Origin of the sequence: Weizmannia sp. FSL W8-1119, assembly GCF_038008605.1 — a bacterium.
Classification (GTDB): Bacteria; Bacillota; Bacilli; order Bacillales; family Bacillaceae_C; genus Weizmannia; species Weizmannia coagulans.
The window spans coordinates 2,402,646-2,419,228 of the sequence record NZ_JBBOZL010000001.1; the positions used below are offsets into that span (position 1 = coordinate 2,402,646).

The following is a 16,583-nucleotide window of genomic DNA, read 5'->3' on the forward strand; positions in this document are numbered from 1 at the left end:
GCCCTGACAGGCAAACGGTAAACGTTTTTGCCGGTCTCGGCGCAAAATCGGTGGCATATACGTTTTCCAGTTCCGGAATTTTACCCATTGTTTTTCCCTCCAAGCAAATGGCTGGCCGCTTCTACATCTTTGTCCCCGCGCCCTGACAGGCAAACGGCGATCGTTTCGTCTTTCCCCATTGTTTTTGCCACTTTCAGCGCAAAACTGATGGCATGTGCGCTTTCGAGTGCCGGGATAATGCCTTCTGTTCTCGAAAGCAGGCGAAATGCATCTAATGCTTCATCGTCGTTCACAGACGTATACGTAACCCGGCCCGTTTCTTTTAAATAACTGTGTTCCGGCCCGACTCCCGGATAATCAAGCCCGGCCGATACCGAATAAGCTTCCTGGATTTGCCCGTCATCATTTTGCAGCAAATACGTTTTCATGCCATGAAGCACGCCGAGTTTGCCGTCACTTAAAGACGCCGCGTGCTTTCCGGTTCCAAGGCCGGCACCGCCCGCTTCCACACCGAACAATTTTACGGCCTTATCTTCCACAAACGGATAAAACATGCCGATCGAATTGCTGCCGCCGCCGACACAGGCGACAACTGCATCGGGAAGTCTGCCTGTCTGTTCTGTAATCTGTTTTTTCGTTTCTTTTCCAATCACACTTTGGAAATCGCGGACAATTTGCGGAAACGGATGAGGGCCGACTGCTGACCCCATAATATAGTGCGTGTCTTCCACATGGGCAACCCAGTAGCGGAGTGCCTCGTTAACCGCATCCTTCAATGTGCCGCTGCCCTGCGCCACACTTTCGACCTTTGCGCCGAGCAATTCCATTCTGAATACATTGAGCTTTTGCCGGCGGATGTCTTCTTCCCCCATAAAAATCATGCATTCAAGCCCGAGCAATGCGCACACGGTTGCTGTTGCCACCCCGTGCTGGCCGGCGCCCGTTTCAGCAACGACTTTCTTTTTTCCCATTCTAAGCGTTAGCAGTGCCTGGCCGACTGTGTTGTTGATTTTATGCGCGCCGGTATGATTCAAATCTTCGCGTTTCAGGAAAATTTTCGGGCCGCCGCCAAGCTTTGTTAAGTTTTCTGCAAAATAAAGCGGGGTTTCACGGCCGACATACTGCTTTAGCAGTTTCTCCAATTCTCTATGAAAAGCCGAGTCGTTCATGGCTTCATGATAAGCCTGTTCGAGTTCGTTTACAGCCGGCATCAGGGTTTCCGGCACGAATCTCCCCCCGAAAGTCCCGAAACGGCCGTTTGTATCAGGCAGTTTGTATGTTTGCATCATTGTCACGCTCCTCTAATTTTTGAAATGCTTTTCTTGCTGCTTGCACAAAGGCTTTGATTTTATCCGGGTCTTTTTCCCCGTTTGTTTCCACCCCGCTTGAAACGTCGACGATATGCGGCCGGACAGCAAGGATCGCGGCTTCGGCATTTTCCGGTGTGAGCCCGCCGGCAAGCACTACCGCCCGCTCATCCGATAGCGCCTTTGCCAGTTCCCAGTCAAACGCCTTTCCGTTACCGCCGCGGTATTTGCCGCCGGCACCGTCCAAAAGCACCAGATCGCACCGATAATGGTGTATCGCTTCGAGATCAGCATCTGTCCTTACCGGGAAAGCCTTGATCACCGGATAAGGCATTTGCGCGGCGTCCTCTGCTGTTTCATCGCCGTGCAGCTGCAGGTAATCGAGCCCGGCCCGCTCTGCAATTTCCGCCATTTTTTCGGGAGATTCATTAACGAATACGCCCACTTTTTCGACATGTTCCGGCAACGCTTTTGCAATCTGTGCCGCCTTTTCTGGTGTAATCTTCCGTTTGCTTTCGGCAAAGACAAAGCCGATCATGTCCGCCCCCGCGCAGACAGCCGCCCGGGCCGCTTCAAGCGTGCGAATGCCGCAAATCTTTACCTTCCTTTTTTCCGGGACACCGGCCAGCTTTTTCATTGCCGTTTGCGGGTCGTTTGTGCGCATAAGCGTTTCTCCGACTAAAATCCCTTTTGCCCCGGCATGTTCAGCGCGAACGACATCTTTCCGGGTGCGGATGCCACTTTCACTGATCACCAGTACATCCGGATTTGAGATTTTTGGCGCAAGCTTTTCGGCAACGCCGAGATCAACTTCAAACGTCTTTAAATTGCGGTTGTTGATGCCGATGATCCGGGCCCCAGTTTTAACAGCGGTTTCCAGTTCCGCTTCATTGTGCACTTCAAGCAGCACTTCAAGGCCGGCGCCCCGGGCATAATCGTACAGCTGGCGGAGCCTTTCGGGGGAAAGAGCCGCTGCGATCAGGAGAATTACGCTTGCACCATATGCTTTTGCCCGGTCGATCTGGATTTCGTCGATGATAAAATCTTTACAGAGAACCGGAAGCCGGACTGCATCGCTTACGGCTTTCAAATCTTCCACCGATCCTTTAAAAAAGATTTCGTCCGTTAAAACGGAAATGGCGCCGGCGCCTGCTTTTTCGTAGGCAAGCGCCTGCCCGATGGGATCCACGCCCGTTCGGATATCCCCTTTTGATGGGGAGGCCCGTTTGATTTCAGCAATGATGCTTGTTTTTTCGGCCTGCATAAATGTTTCATAAAGAGAAGGGGCTTTGCGCGCGTTTGGGGCAAAAGCCTTTCCTGCAGCTTTGATACGGGCCACTTCTTTTTCTTTTTCGGCTAAAATCTTTTCTAAAAATGCCATTTAAATCGCCTCCTGTGTGAGTTTCAGGCTCGCTTCAATGAGCGCGTGCAGTTTTTCAAGTGCCGCGCCCGATTCGATTGCCTGCTCCGCAATTTGGATCCCTTCTTTTACCGTCTCTGCCCGCCCTGCAGCAAAGAGCGCAAGCCCGGCATTGAAGAGCACCGTATCACGATAAGCACCTTTTTCCCCCTTTAATACTGACAGCAAAATATCGCTGTTTTTTTGCGCATCGCCGCCGCGGATCGCTTCAAGCGGGTAATACGGCAAACCGACTTGTTCCGGCGTCAGCGTAAACGTGGTAATTTTCCCGCCGTCGAGCAGCGCAAAATGGTTTTCCCCCGATAAAGATGCTTCATCAAGATAGCCGGCGCCATTGACAACGAGCGCGCGTTTTCTGCCAAGGCGGCCGAGTACTTCTGCCATTGTCCTGAGCATATCGCGTCGGTACAGCCCGAGCAGTTGTGTTTCCAGGTTCATCGGGTTTGTGAGCGGGCCGATCAGGTTAAAAATCGTCGGAATCCGCAAATCTTTCCGGATTTTCATCATTTTTCCGAGGGCCGGATGGACATTCGGGGCAAACAGGAAGACGATGCCGATTTCTCTCAGCAAGCCTTCAATTTCTTCCGCCGGGAAAGACAAGGAAATCCCGAGCTTCTCTAGGACATCGGCGCTCCCGGTCTGGCTTGAGACGCTGCGATTGCCATGTTTGGCAACTTTCACGCCGCTTGCCGCCAGCACAAACGCGGAGGTCGAGCTGATGTTAAAACTGTGGCTGCCGTCCCCGCCCGTCCCGCAGTTGTCCATAAGCCCTGGAACGTTGCATGGAACCGGCACGGCTTTTTCACGGATCACTTCGACCAGCCCGGCAATTTCTTCCGCCGTTTCGCCTTTACATTTCAAGGCGGCTAAAAATGCGCCCATCTCCCCTTCTGTCACTTCATCAGAAAACAGTGCGCGAGAGGCTTCCCGCATTTCTTCAACCGTCAGCCCTTCTTGTGCCAAAATTTTTTCAAGATACGGTTTCAACTTTCTCATCCTTTCTGATTTCGCGTAAAAAGTTTTCAAGCATCTGTTTACCGGTTTCCGTCCCGATCGACTCGGGATGAAACTGGACGCCGAAACACGGGGCGGATTGATGTTGAATGGCCATGATTTCGCCGTCATCAAGAGACTCGGCAACCACTTCCAGAACTTCCGGGATCTTTGTCCGGTCCATGACAAGCGAGTGGTAGCGCATCACTTCGACCGGATCCGGCTGCCCGCTGAAAATTCCTTTCCCGCCATGGCGTACAAGGGAAGTTTTGCCATGTTTGATTTCTTTTGCTTTTGTGATCCCTGCCCCGAAAGCTGCGGCAATTGCCTGATGGCCGAGACAGACGCCGAGCAGCGGGATTTGCCGGTAAAATGTTTTGACAGTTTCAATGGAAATGCCGGCATCTTCCGGCACGCCGGGCCCCGGTGACAGTACAATCGCTTCCGGCTTGAGCCTTCTGATTTCATCTATGGTGATCCGGTCATTGCGGAACACCCTTACTTCCTCCCCAAGTTCGCATAAATACTGGTACAAGTTGTAAGTGAACGAATCATAGTTATCGAGCAATAAAATCATGCGTCTGTACCTCCAGAATCGATCTCGCCTTGTTGAGCGTTTCTTCATACTCTTTTTCCGGATCGGAATCGTACACAATGCCCGCGCCCGACTGCAAATAAGCGGTGTTGTCTTTAATCAGGAGCGAGCGGATGGCGAGCGCAAAGTCAATGTCGCCGTTCAGGTTGATATAGCCGACCGCTCCCGCGTACATGCCGCGCTTCAAGCTTTCCAGACTGTTGATGATTTGCATCGCGCGGATTTTCGGCGCACCTGATACCGTGCCGGCCGGGAGACAGGAGATGAGCGCGTCAATTCCGCTAAAACCGTCCCGCAATTTTCCTCGTACTTCCGAAACGATGTGCATCACATGCTGGAACCGCTCGACTTCCATATATTTTTGCACCCGGATGCTTCCGGGCTCGCACACCCGGCCGAGGTCGTTCCGGCTCAAATCAACGAGCATTTTATGTTCGGCAAGTTCTTTTTCATCGTGTAAAAGCTCGTTTTCAAGGCGCTCATCTTCTTCTAAGGCATTGGCGCGCGGGCACGTTCCCGCAATCGGGTTCGTATATACCACACGCCCCTTCGTTTTGATCAGGCTTTCCGGCGATGCCCCGAGGACGACATAGCCGCCGAAGTCGAGATAAAACATATACGGGGACGGGTTCGCTTTCCTTAACTTCCGATAAAAATAGAACGGGTCGTGTGAGAGCGTCCCTTTCATGCGCTGTGACAGGACAACCTGGAAAATGTCCCCGTTTTCGATATGCTGTTTTGCGGTTTCGACCATCTTCATAAATGCCTGCTTTTGAATGGCCGGGGCAAAATCAACCGGGCCATAGTCGACAAATGGTTCTGCGCTCGTCTGCTGGCGAATCGCTTTTTCCATTGCCGCAAGATTTTTTTCTATTGCTTCTCCGTCTTCCCCGGTTGAAACAAGGTAGACGGTCTGGCTTTTATGGTCGTAAACAGCTATGTTTTGGTACAGCATCAAATGCAGATCCGGAATTCCTGTTTCATCTTCCGGCACATAGCCGATCTCTTCATACTGGCGGATGGCGTCATAGCCGATATAGCCGACCGCCCCGCCGTAAAACGGAAAAGGAAGCTGAATGCCAAGACGCGGCAACAGATCTTTGACAAGATCGAGCGGCTTTCCTTTTTTTATTTCGCGCCGCCCCGTCATCCGGTCAATCACTTCCAGCTCATCGTCCCGCCCGATGAACGCTTTTACCGGATCAGCCCCGATAAAAGAAAACCGGCCGTTGCTGTCATTTGGCAGCGAACTTTCGAACAAAAACTTGCATTTTCCTCTCAGCCTCGTAAAAATCATGACCGGCGTTAACACATCACCGTTTAGCTTAACCATTTTGTATTGCATCCGTCCGCTCTCCTTTTTTATTGAAATGGTAACTAGCAGGCCGTCTTTCGCGCTCCGGCTCTTCACCTCTGCACCGGCTGTATATCCTTCGCTTAACAGGCGGGTTCCGATCACAGATCCCGGGTCCCGGCTAAATAAAAAACGTCCTCTGCCCGCAGCTAGATGCTGCAGGACAGAGGACGTTTTCCAACGCGGTGCCACCTCTCTTGAAAGGATTTAAAACCTTTCCGCTCATTCGGGTACGGAGCAAGCCACTCTTTATACCCTATCCCTGTAACGGGGGAAGCCGTATTTCCCTACTGCACCGTTCAGGAAACCTCTCGTAAGCCCATTCTGCAAAGGCAGTTCGTGCCGGACTCCCACCCGCGCCGGCTCTCTGGAACGCTTGCCATTTGCATACTCTTCTTACTCAGCGATTTTCTTTTATGGAATTTTTTAACGGAACGCAAAAAGGGTTCCCAATCCATGTAAAGGACGGGGAACCCGCGGTGCCACCTTTATTGGCTTGATCAGCCCGGCTTTGACGGTATCAGGGAAAAACCGTAATACCTGCCTTTTGTAACGATAAGGCATTCGCCAAAGCCTACTCCGGAATCGTTTCGGTTTGAAAGCTCGGAAGCCCATTCGCCTGCACGTCATCACCGGTTCGCACCACCCACCGGCTCTCTTCGGAATCCATACAGGTTACTCTTCTTCTTCATCGCCTGAAAAATGTTTCATTGATTGATTATTATCTTAATGCTGAAAATAAGAATTGTCAACCTTCATTTCAAAAAATTTTTTATTTTTTTCAGCCCATTTTTCCAAGTAACATTTGGCGGACAAACCTTGTCTTTCTTGTGAAAAAGTGGCTTAGCCTGCCCGGGAAAAAATACGCGAAAGGGCACGCATGGCCACTTCGTTCGAAGAAGGGGTCCGGTTAGGACATTTTACTTTGCACATTCATCATTGTTTAGACCACTGTATTCTTCCAATCAACATCCTAACGCAAAATATCGATCAAGTTCTTATTGGCTGCATTTTTAGCCGGCAATATGCCAAATAGAATGCCGACAAAGGTAGAGACGCAAAAAGCGAGTAAAAAGCTTCCTACACCGATCACGGCACGGAAAGGTAAGAAGAGCGAAATGAGCCACGCGAGTCCACCACCTATCCCAAAACCAATCAAGCCGCCTATTCCCGTCAACAACACCGCTTCCAAAAGGAACTGGAATAAGATATTCTTTGGGGTTGCGCCGATAGCGAGACGAATGCCAATTTCCCGGGTACGTTCAGAGACAGAAATATACATCATGTTCATTACCCCAATCCCAGCAATAAACAGCGAAATCCCGGCAATTGCGCTAATGAAGTAGGTTAAACTGTTAATGACTGATCCAATGCCGTTTAAGCCCCTCCTGCCGGAAATCTATTGGATGATACTCGCCAAGCCGGCATCTTTTCCTGCAGAAAAGCAAAAATTCGGACAAAATTTAATTTCGGAAAACGGCTTATGCTGCTGGATGCCCGGTCCCCCCATGAAAAGCCCGGCCCTTGCCGGCTGCTTTTTAGCGGAAGAATTCCGGGCAGTATGCAGCAGCTGAAAGCAAACAGTCCTTTTCGAGTTTTCCCCTGCAGGAAGCCTTTCAGAAATCCGTTAAAAAAGCCTTGTTTTGCTATGCACGTTCCAAATCTCGCCGGCATACTTGAGCACGGTATAATCAGAGGAAAATACGCCGGCATTGGCAACATTGACGAGTGCCATCTCCTGCCATTTGAGCGGCTCGCGGTAAAGCTTGTCCACTTTTTTCTGCGCCAGCGCGTAATCCTCGAAATCTCTTAATACAAAAAACTCATCCCCGTATTTAATCAGGGAATCAAAGACATCTCGCCCTTCCGCCTGCGCCCCGGGAATCGAGCCGTCAATCAGCGCATCGAGCACACGGTGCAGCACCGGATTGTTCTTATAATAATCATAAGAATGATAAGAACGGTCATGGTAATATTGGAAAACTTCCTGATCGGTCAACCCGAAGAGGATAATATTGTCCTCCCCGACGAGATCGCGGATTTCGACATTGGCACCGTCCAGCGTGGCCAATGTGACCGCGCCATTGAGCATAAATTTCATATTGCTCGTCCCGGACGCTTCCTTGGATGCGAGTGAAATCTGTTCGCTCACGTCAGCCGCCGGGATGATCCGCTCGGCCAGCGACACACCGTAATTTTCGATAAAAACGATCTTCAGCATATCCCTGACTGCCGGGTCATGGTTAATGAGATCCGCTGCGGCGTTTATCAACTTAATGATTTCCTTGGCGTAAGTGTAGCTCGGTGCCGCTTTGCCGCCAAAGATGAAAACGCGCGGGTAAATATCTGCTCCCGGATCATCCTTTAATTTAAAATACAAGCTTAAAATATGCAAAAGATTCAAAAGCTGCCTTTTATAAGCATGGAAACGTTTGACCTGCACATCAAAAATGGCATCTGTCCGGACGGTGAGCCCTGTCCTTTTCCTAATATAGTCTGCCAGCCGCTGCTTATTGATTTGTTTGATTTCCGCAAGTTGCCGCAGGACGCTTTCATCCCGGCGAAATGGCTCCAGCATTTTCAGGTCTGTCGGCTTCGTCGCCCACTCCTTGCCGATTTTGCTGTCAATAAAACTGCTCAGCGGTTCGTTGGAAAGCAACAGCCAGCGCCGATGGGTAATGCCGTTTGTTTTATTATTAAATCTGGACGGGAAAATGTGATAGAAGTCACGAAGCACTTTTTCTTTCAAAATATTCGTATGGAGCTTTGCCACCCCGTTGATGCTGTGGCTCCCGATGATCGCAAGGTGTGCCATCTTCACGCTCCCGTCCGAAATCACCCTTGTCCGCTCAATCTTATCCCGGTCATACAAACGGGCCATATCCTCTATATAGCGGCGGTCAATTTCGCAAATGATTTGATAAATGCGCGGCAAAAGCTGTGCCATCATATCTGTCGGCCAGCTTTCCAGCGCTTCGGACATAATGGTATGGTTGGTATAGCTGAGCACTTTTACCGTCACATCCCATGCCGGTTCCCAGCCCATCCCTTCCTCATCCAGTAAAATGCGCATCAGTTCGGGGACACACAATGCCGGGTGTGTATCATTGATGTGGATGGCGACTTTTTCGGCCAGATGCGCAATCGGCAGGCCGAGTTTTTTATAGGTGCGGATAATGCTTTGAATGCCGGCCGAGACGAAAAAATATTCTTGCTTCAAACGCAACAGGCGCCCTTCATAATTGGAATCGTCCGGATACAGCACTTCGGAAATGCTTTCGATCCGGCTCTGCTGCTGAATAAAAGCATGGTACTCCGTGTTCGCATCCTCAAGCGGCATTTCTGCCGACCACAATCTTAAAGTGTTGACCGTGTTGTCCCCGTAACCGATTACCGGGGTATCATACGGCACGGCAAGCACCGTTTCTTCATTTTCATAATGGGGGACAAAATGTCCCGATGCGTCTTTCTCAAGCCGGACGTTGCCGTAAAACCGCACATTTACCGCCTTGTTCAGCCGGCGGGTCTCCCACACATTGCCATTCCGCAGCCAATTTTCAGGCAGTTCGACCTGGTAGCCGTTGACAAACTTCTGCCTGAAAAGCCCGTACTTAAAACGGATACCGTTTCCGTGCCCGGGGATCGCATGTGTCGCCATTGAGTCGATGAAACAAGCTGCCAGCCGGCCAAGGCCGCCGTTTCCCAGCCCGGCATCCAGTTCCACCTGTTCCAATGCCTCGAGTTCCATCCCCATTTCTTGAAGCCCCGCCCGGACTGTATCGAGAATGCCAAGGTTGAACAAATTGCTTTTCAACATCCTGCCGAGCAAAAATTCCATTGAAAAATAGTAAACTTGTTTCTCCCCTTTTTCCAAGTAACGCTGATTCGTGTTCCGCCATTCTTTCGCTGCATATGAACCGATCAATTTTCCGAGTGTAACATACTGTTCTGTCAAATCAGATTTTTCCACATCCATTGTGAAGCAGTCCGACAGCATCCTTTCGAAATCGGCCTTAAATTGTTCCTTTGTGAGTTCCATCCCATTTCCTCCCGTTTTTGCCCGTCCTGCAGCCCTTTCTCCGGAGAGGCCCAGAGCCGTTCCTGCACTATTTTTTCAAATGCTGATTCTTCATTTTCCTGATTTTCAAGATTTTATAAATCGCAAATCCGGCGGCACAGAGAAAAATAAGCCAGCCCAACTGAAAAACCACATCAGGCCAATTGACATATTGATGCATGCTTTTCTCTCCCCCCATATAAGGTCATTTCCTTTTTCAAAAAATTTGTTCATCCGCTTCATAGTTTTATTTTAAAGGACGCCGGAGCCATTGTCACCGAAAATATTTTGCCGGCGCTCCGAAGCCCTTTTGTGGCCGCTGCTCCATCGTTTTCTCTCGTGGCAACTGCCACGGCCGTTGTGCGGCGGGCAAAATTCATCCCCCAAAATTCCCGCACTTGCATTGCCTTTTGCTTTGCCCGGGCGGAACCCGTTTTCAGTTGAATCCATGCGCCAAAAAAAGCGCCCAAAGCCTAGATTCCTGCTTTGGGCGCTTCTTCTTTAAAACTTGTATTTCTTCACCATTTCCTGCAAGTACTCCGCCAGATAGGACAACGCTCTGGCCGAATCGCTGATGTCATCCATCGATTTCAGGTGGCTTTCAATGGAAGCGGCCATTTCTTCGGTTGCCGCCGCATTTTCTTCAGCAATTTGGGCAAGTTCGTTCGCAGTCGAGGTCACTTCCTGGACGGAGGCGGAAATTTCTTCCGAGATCGCCGCCATTTCTTCCACTTGCGGTGTGATCTCTTTCATCCCGTTCATGATCGTGTCAAATTTTCCGATCGAATCTTTGGAACGTGACACGCCGGTTTCCACATCTTTGGACACTTGTTCCATTTCGCGGACGGAATCTTCCGTATCATGCTGGATTTGCGTAATCAGCTTTTCAATTTCTTTGGTCGAGTTTTGCGACTGGTCGGCCAGTTTCCGGATTTCGTCTGCCACGACCGCAAACCCTTTTCCGTGCTCGCCCGCCCTTGCTGCTTCAATCGCTGCATTTAAAGCAAGCAAATTCGTCTGGGCCGCAATTCCTTTTATCACTTCTGTAATTTGGCTGATTTGCTTCGAATTTTCAAAGAGTGCCTGGATTTTTGCGTTAGATTGCGCGACAGAACCGGCAATGGACTTCATTTGCGCAACCGTCTCACGGACAGCCTCGCCGCCTTGCTTCGCATGTTCAAGCGTGGCATTGGACAAGCTGGAAATCGCCATCGTACTGTCGGTTACTTTTTCCATTGCTTTTGCGATTTCGCTCATCGCCTGTGCGCTGTTTTCCGTGCCGTTCGTCTGCGTTTCCGCACCGCTTGCAATCTGGGCAGCAGCGGAGTTGATTTCATGGCTTGCCTGCGTTGTATTTTCCGCATTTGCCTTCAGCTCTTCGGAAGAGGAAACGACCATCTCCGCGCTTTTATCGACCTGGTCGAGAAGGTCGCGCAGGCTGCCCTGCATTTTTTTAAAACTTACAGCCAGTTCGCCGACTTCATCTTTTTTCCGGATATCAATTTCCTCTGTTAAGTCCCCTGAGGAAATTTTTAATGCTGCTTCTTTCAGGTGGTTAATCGGCCGTGTCACAGACCGGATGACAAAATAGGCTAATACCGTACCGAGAACGAGAAAAATGACGATGACAAGAATCATCCGGTCAATGATCGGCTGTACAGCTTTGCCGACCTCATCGGCATACATTGTCCCTGCAATTTTCCAACCCGTCAGGCTGTCGGTTGTATAAACCATCACTTTTTCCTTCCCCTGATACGTATAGGAAGTGTGTCCGGAAACATGGTTAAATACGGTATCATACACTTTTTCTTTTGCATACGCCCCCGGTTTTCTTCCCGGCATCACGACGATGCGGCGCGCCGGGTCTACAAGCACCGCATACCCGTTTTTCCCGATTTTGATTTCTTTTGCCATTTTTTGGATCGCACTTATTTTCAGGGAAACTGCAACAACCCCGGAGTTGTCTTGCGTCGTTTTGGCAATGGTGACAATCGTTTTTCCCGTGGTCGCGTCCTGGTACGGGGCTGTCACAATCGCTTTTCCGGGCTGTTCCATTGCTTCCTTATACCACGGCCTTTGCCTTGGATCATAACCTGCAGGCAAGTTGCCATTCGGTTCGATCATCATTTTCCCGGAAGCTGTCCCAACGTAAACATTCAAGACATTGTTATGCAGATTTGCATATTGGCTGAACATCGACTTGATTTCGGACGGTTTTTTTTCCGTTTGGGCCGAAATTTTTTTAGAAAAATAATCCACATCGTCCATGCGCGGCTGGATCGCATCATGGATGATATTCTGCAACAGATTGACATTTTCCGTAGCGGCATTCAGCATTTGCGATTGGACTTCACTTCCTGCTGATTTGATTGAAAAATATCCGATCAGTACAGATGGAACGAGCAGGATCGCGAGGATAGAAACAATCAATTTCGCTTTCATATTCCATCGTACATGTTTTTCTACCATCTTTCGCATAACAGGGCAACTCCTTTAATCATTTTCATAGCGGATATCACTAATTCTTTTATCGTACCTTTTAGTCACTTTTTCATAGGGCTTTATACCTGGAAACATGCGTGCAAATAATTGATAAGGCTTACAGGCTGAAGGGATGGCGGTTTTTGCAAATGTGAAATGTTTATGGCAGGAATTACCAGAAAAAGCAGGAAATTTTTACGGTATATCGAATATATGATTTAATGGAATAAAGGAGGGAGTTTGATGGCGGAAAGAACCATGATTATTGCAGAAAATCTTGCCCCCGGCCTGCTTGATGAAATCAGGAAATTGGTTCCGGAATGGCGCATACTGGCCGGAAAAGATCCGGCGCATTGGCAGAGTGAAGTGAAGAAAGCTGAAGTGATTGCGAGCTTTCGAAAAAAAATGGAAAAAGATGCATTATCGGAAGATTCCGCTCTCCGCTGGGTTCAAAGCTGGAGTGCGGGGGTGAACAGTTTCCCGCTCGAACAATTTGAGAAAAAGGGGCTCTTCCTGACTTCCGCAAGCGGCATCCACGCCTATCCGATTTCTGAAACCATTTTTGCAATGATGCTGGCATTGACAAGGAAAATCCATACATATGTCAGAAATCAAACGAAAAAGAAATGGGACCATGCCGGGTTAAAGCTGGAAATGCATGGAAAGACGATTGGCATTATCGGTGTCGGGGAAATCGGGCTTGAAACGGCAAAAATTGCCAAAGCCTTCGGGATGAAAGTGCTGGGCGTGCGGCGTTCCGGTGCGCCTGCCGGGTTTGTAGACGAAATGTATACCAACGGGCAGCTCCATGATATGCTTCCGCTTTGTGATTATGTCGCCGTCTGCCTGCCGCTTACGAAAGAAACGTACCATTTATTCGGGAAAGAAGCATTTGCCCGCATGAAGCCGTCTGCATTTTTTATCAATATCGGCAGAGGGGAAATCGCAAACGAAAAAGAACTGGCCGATGCGCTTTCCTCCGGTGAAATTGCCGGTGCCGGGCTGGATGTATTCGAAAAGGAACCGCTCCCTGAAAACAGCCCGCTTTGGGAGTTGGAAAATGTGATCATTACCCCGCACACGGCCGGCTCAACCGAACATTACGATGAACGGGTTGTCCGGGATATCTTTATTCCGAATTTAAAACGGTATCTCGCTGGTGACAAGCCGGACATTCATCTTGTCGACTACAAAAAAGGTTATTAACCTGTTTGCGCGAATCAAAAAATACGGTGATTTTTAAATTATTTCATTTTTCCCTTTACAGAACTAAAATCAGCTGTTAGAATATTTAGCACAGAGCAAAATGATATCCGAAAAGTAATGATGAAGAAGGCGTATTTGCAAAAAGCCGCAGAGAGTCGGTGGTTGCTGCGAACCGATGCTTTTGCTAATACAATGCCCAGCGCTTCTGAACTGGCCGGCCGAAAGTGATGTAGGCCGCACCCGGCATATGCCGTTATTTTCCCAGAGGCTGCCGTACGCAGCAAATGAGGGTGGCACCACGGTACATGACGTCCCTCCTCCACAAGGATTTCTTTGTGGCGGAGGGACGTTTTATTTTAATTTTATATTGGAGGATTGACGTACTCATGCTTTTTTGTAAGGAATCGCTATTCACACCAGGCCCAACACCCGTACCGGACCGTGTAAAACAGGCCATGAACCAGCCTATGGTCGCCCACCGCAGTGAAGTCTTTTCAAATAGCCTGAAGCAAGTGGCGACAAAACTGATGCCGGTCTTTGGCACAAAAGAACCGGTGGTTGTCATTGCCGGCAGCGGGACATCCGCACTGGAAAGCGCCGTCTGCAACGTTGTCCATGAAGGCGACCATGTCGTTGTCGTTGTCACCGGTGTGTTCGGGGAGCGTTTTGCTTCCATTTGCGAATCATACGGCGCCCATGTCCACCGCCTCAATATAGAATGGGGAACCGCCTGCCGCCCGGAACAGCTGGAAACGTTCCTTAAGGGGCTAAAAGATCCGGTCAAAGCGGTTTTTGCCACCTATTGCGAAACATCCACATCGGTGTTGAACCCGGTGAAAGACCTTGGCGTCGTTGTAAAACGGTTGACCGATGCCTTGTATATCGTTGACGGCGTCAGCTGCATTGGCGGCGTGCCCGCGGATATGGAAGATTACCAGATTGATATCCTTGTTTCCGGTTCGCAAAAAGCGCTCATGCTGCCGCCGGGCCTTGCCTTTGTCGCCGTCAATAAACGGGCCAAAGAGGCAATCAAGAACGGACCGGAAAAACGGTTTTATCTCGACTTGAACCGGTATATCGATTCATATGATGAAGCCGTGACAACACCGTTCACCCCGCCCGTTTCCCTCGTGTTTGGCGCGGAAGAAGTGTGCCGGATGATTGAGGAAGAAGGCTGGGGCAATGTCATCAAGCGCCATGAAATTTTGCGCGATATGACCCGCGCCGGCGTGAAAGCTTTGGGCCTTCCGCTCCTTGTCGAAAACGATGCGGATGCTTCGCCGACCGTCACAGCGGTGAAACCGGATGGCGAACAGGCCGGGGCAATCAAAAAATATTTGCAGGATCATTTTTCAATGGTTGTCGCAAGCGGGCAAAAGCAGTTGAAGGGAAAAATTTTCCGAGTCGGCCATATGGGTTACAGCACCCCTTTTGACGTGATCAACGTTTTAACCGCGCTGGAAATGGCGGTACACGAACTGAACGGAAAGGATACATTCGGCATTGCAGTGAAAAAAGCGGAGGAGGCATGGAAAGCGCATGTTTAAAATTTTAGTAACGGATAAAGTAAGCGAAGAAGGCTTGAAAAAACTGTATGCGCACAAAGATTTTTTAGTTGAGCACCAGCCGGGCATTGCGCCGGAAGATTTAAAAGCCAGGATCGGCCAGTATGACGGGCTGATTGTGCGGAACCAAACAAAAGTGACAAAAGACATCATTGAGGCATCCGGCAATTTGCGCGTCATTGCAAGGGCCGGGGTCGGCGTTGACAATATTGATGTCGATGCTGCGACGAGAAAAGGGATTATTGTCGTCAATTCGCCGGGAGGAAACACGATTTCCGCAACGGAGCATACACTCGCCATGATGCTTTCCCTTTCCCGCAATATCCCGCAGGCACACAAGTCCGCATCCGCGGGAAAATGGGAGCGCGAAAAGTTCAAAGGCGTCGAGCTTTTCAAGAAAACGCTCGGCGTAATCGGAACGGGCAAAATCGGGACAGAAGTGGCGAAACGGGCAAAAGCATTCGGAATGGCCGTGCTCGGGTACGACCCGTATTTAACCGAAGAACGCGCGGCCAAGCTTGGCATCAAAAAAGCAACGCTTGGCGAAATTGCCGCCCGGGCTGATTTCATCACGCTCCATACGCCGCTGATGAAAGAAACGAAGCATTTGATCAATGAAGCATTTTTGGCAAAAACGAAAAAAGGTGTCCGCATCATCAATTGCGCACGCGGCGGGCTCGTTGACGAACAGGCGCTGCTTCAGGCGCTTCAGGAAGGCCGCGTTGCAGGGGCCGCCTTGGACGTTTTTGAAAACGAGCCGGACATCACACCGGGGCTTTTGGAACTGCCGAATGTTATTGTAACCCCGCATCTCGGCGCGTCGACCCGCGAAGCACAGGTCCGGGTGGCGGCGGATGTCAGCGACGAAATCATCCATATCTTTGAATCTGAGGAAATCCGCAATGCCATCAATATGCCGCAAACTTCCGGGGAAAACCGCGAACGGATGGAACCGTTCCTCCTTCTTGGCGAACAGGTGGCACAGCTCGGCATCCAGCTTTTGGATGAAGCGCCCGAAAAAATTGAAATTACGTACGCCGGCGAGCTTTTGGATGAAGATACAAAACTGCTGACAAGAACGATCATCAAAGGGATCCTGGCGCGCCACCTCGGCAGCACCGTCAATCTTGTCAATGCCCTTCATCTCTTAAAGGAACAGGGCTTGACATACAATCTGCAGCGCAATGCGTCGTTTAAGGGCTTTTCCAATTATCTGGAACTGGCGCTGTATAAAAAAGGCAAACAAGTGAATATCGGCGCTTCGATCATTAACGGGTTCGGCGGCCGCATCGTGAAGCTGAACGATTACCGCGTCGATCTCCGCCCGGAACAGCACCTTCTTTATATCCGGCATCTGGACATCCCGGGCATGATCGGCCGGGTCGGTTCGATTCTCGGCAGCAACGACACGAATATCGGCACGATGCAGGTGGGCCGGAAAGAAATCGGCGGGGAAGCGATCATGGTGCTCACGCTCGATAAAACCGCAAGCCGGCAAGTGCTGGACCAATTAAAAGAGATCATCGGCATTAAAGCCGTCCAGACTTTGGAACTCGCAACCGGCTATACCTTTCAGGAAGAACCTTTTGTAGAAGTATAAATAAA

The 16,583-nt window shown here is 50.0% G+C and carries 11 protein-coding genes and 2 other annotated features; of the genes, 3 read left to right on the plus strand and 8 right to left on the minus strand.

The window, feature by feature from the left end; all coding sequences use genetic code 11:
- Nucleotides 1-80: 80 nt before the first annotated feature.
- The 8 genes from trpB to NSQ19_RS11990 all read right to left on the minus strand — a co-directional run bounded on the left by trpB (nucleotide 81) and on the right by NSQ19_RS11990 (nucleotide 12,204).
- Entirely contained in the window at nucleotides 81-1,286 is a 1,206-nt protein-coding gene (trpB, locus tag NSQ19_RS11955) for a tryptophan synthase subunit beta (RefSeq protein WP_340703186.1), read from the minus strand.
- Nucleotides 1,264-2,688 carry a bifunctional indole-3-glycerol-phosphate synthase TrpC/phosphoribosylanthranilate isomerase TrpF gene (trpCF, locus tag NSQ19_RS11960; RefSeq protein ID WP_340702890.1) on the minus strand — a complete coding sequence of 475 codons (1,425 nt, stop codon included), beginning with the start codon at nucleotides 2,686-2,688 and terminating at the stop codon, nucleotides 1,264-1,266. Before trpCF ends, trpB begins: the two co-directional genes overlap by 23 nt.
- Entirely contained in the window at nucleotides 2,689-3,714 is a 1,026-nt protein-coding gene (gene trpD, locus NSQ19_RS11965) for an anthranilate phosphoribosyltransferase (RefSeq protein WP_340702891.1), read from the minus strand.
- Nucleotides 3,698-4,297, minus strand: coding sequence for an anthranilate synthase component II (locus NSQ19_RS11970; RefSeq protein WP_340702892.1), 600 nt, complete (start codon nucleotides 4,295-4,297; stop codon nucleotides 3,698-3,700). Before NSQ19_RS11970 ends, trpD begins: the two co-directional genes overlap by 17 nt.
- Complete coding sequence (gene trpE / locus NSQ19_RS11975; protein WP_340702893.1) at nucleotides 4,278-5,660, minus strand: anthranilate synthase component I; 1,383 nt, start codon at nucleotides 5,658-5,660, stop codon at nucleotides 4,278-4,280. Before trpE ends, NSQ19_RS11970 begins: the two co-directional genes overlap by 20 nt.
- Nucleotides 5,661-5,832: 172 nt before the next feature.
- Nucleotides 5,833-6,082: a binding site (T-box leader), on the minus strand.
- Nucleotides 6,083-6,127: 45 nt separating this feature from the next.
- Nucleotides 6,128-6,370, minus strand: a binding site (T-box leader).
- 272 nt (nucleotides 6,371-6,642) lie between these two features.
- A complete protein-coding gene (locus tag NSQ19_RS11980) occupies nucleotides 6,643-7,068 on the minus strand; it encodes an ABC transporter permease (RefSeq protein ID WP_315958997.1) in 426 nt (141 codons plus the stop codon).
- 228 nt (nucleotides 7,069-7,296) lie between these two features.
- Complete coding sequence (locus NSQ19_RS11985) at nucleotides 7,297-9,708, minus strand: glycogen/starch/alpha-glucan phosphorylase (protein ID WP_340702894.1); 2,412 nt, start codon at nucleotides 9,706-9,708, stop codon at nucleotides 7,297-7,299.
- Nucleotides 9,709-10,227: 519 nt separating this feature from the next.
- A complete protein-coding gene (locus NSQ19_RS11990; protein ID WP_340702895.1) occupies nucleotides 10,228-12,204 on the minus strand; it encodes a methyl-accepting chemotaxis protein in 1,977 nt (658 codons plus the stop codon).
- Between the two features lie 246 nt (nucleotides 12,205-12,450).
- Here NSQ19_RS11990 and NSQ19_RS11995 point away from each other — a divergent pair, with 246 nt between their 5' ends.
- The 3 genes from NSQ19_RS11995 (at nucleotide 12,451) to serA (ending at nucleotide 16,578) form a co-directional block, all read left to right on the plus strand.
- Nucleotides 12,451-13,413, plus strand: coding sequence for a D-2-hydroxyacid dehydrogenase (locus NSQ19_RS11995; RefSeq protein WP_340702896.1), 963 nt, complete (start codon nucleotides 12,451-12,453; stop codon nucleotides 13,411-13,413).
- Between the two features lie 386 nt (nucleotides 13,414-13,799).
- Complete coding sequence (locus NSQ19_RS12000; protein WP_340702897.1) at nucleotides 13,800-14,960, plus strand: pyridoxal-phosphate-dependent aminotransferase family protein; 1,161 nt, start codon at nucleotides 13,800-13,802, stop codon at nucleotides 14,958-14,960.
- Entirely contained in the window at nucleotides 14,953-16,578 is a 1,626-nt protein-coding gene (gene serA, locus NSQ19_RS12005; protein WP_013860303.1) for a phosphoglycerate dehydrogenase, read from the plus strand. The genes NSQ19_RS12000 and serA overlap by 8 nt, the downstream gene beginning before the upstream one ends.
- Nucleotides 16,579-16,583: the final 5 nt, after the last annotated feature.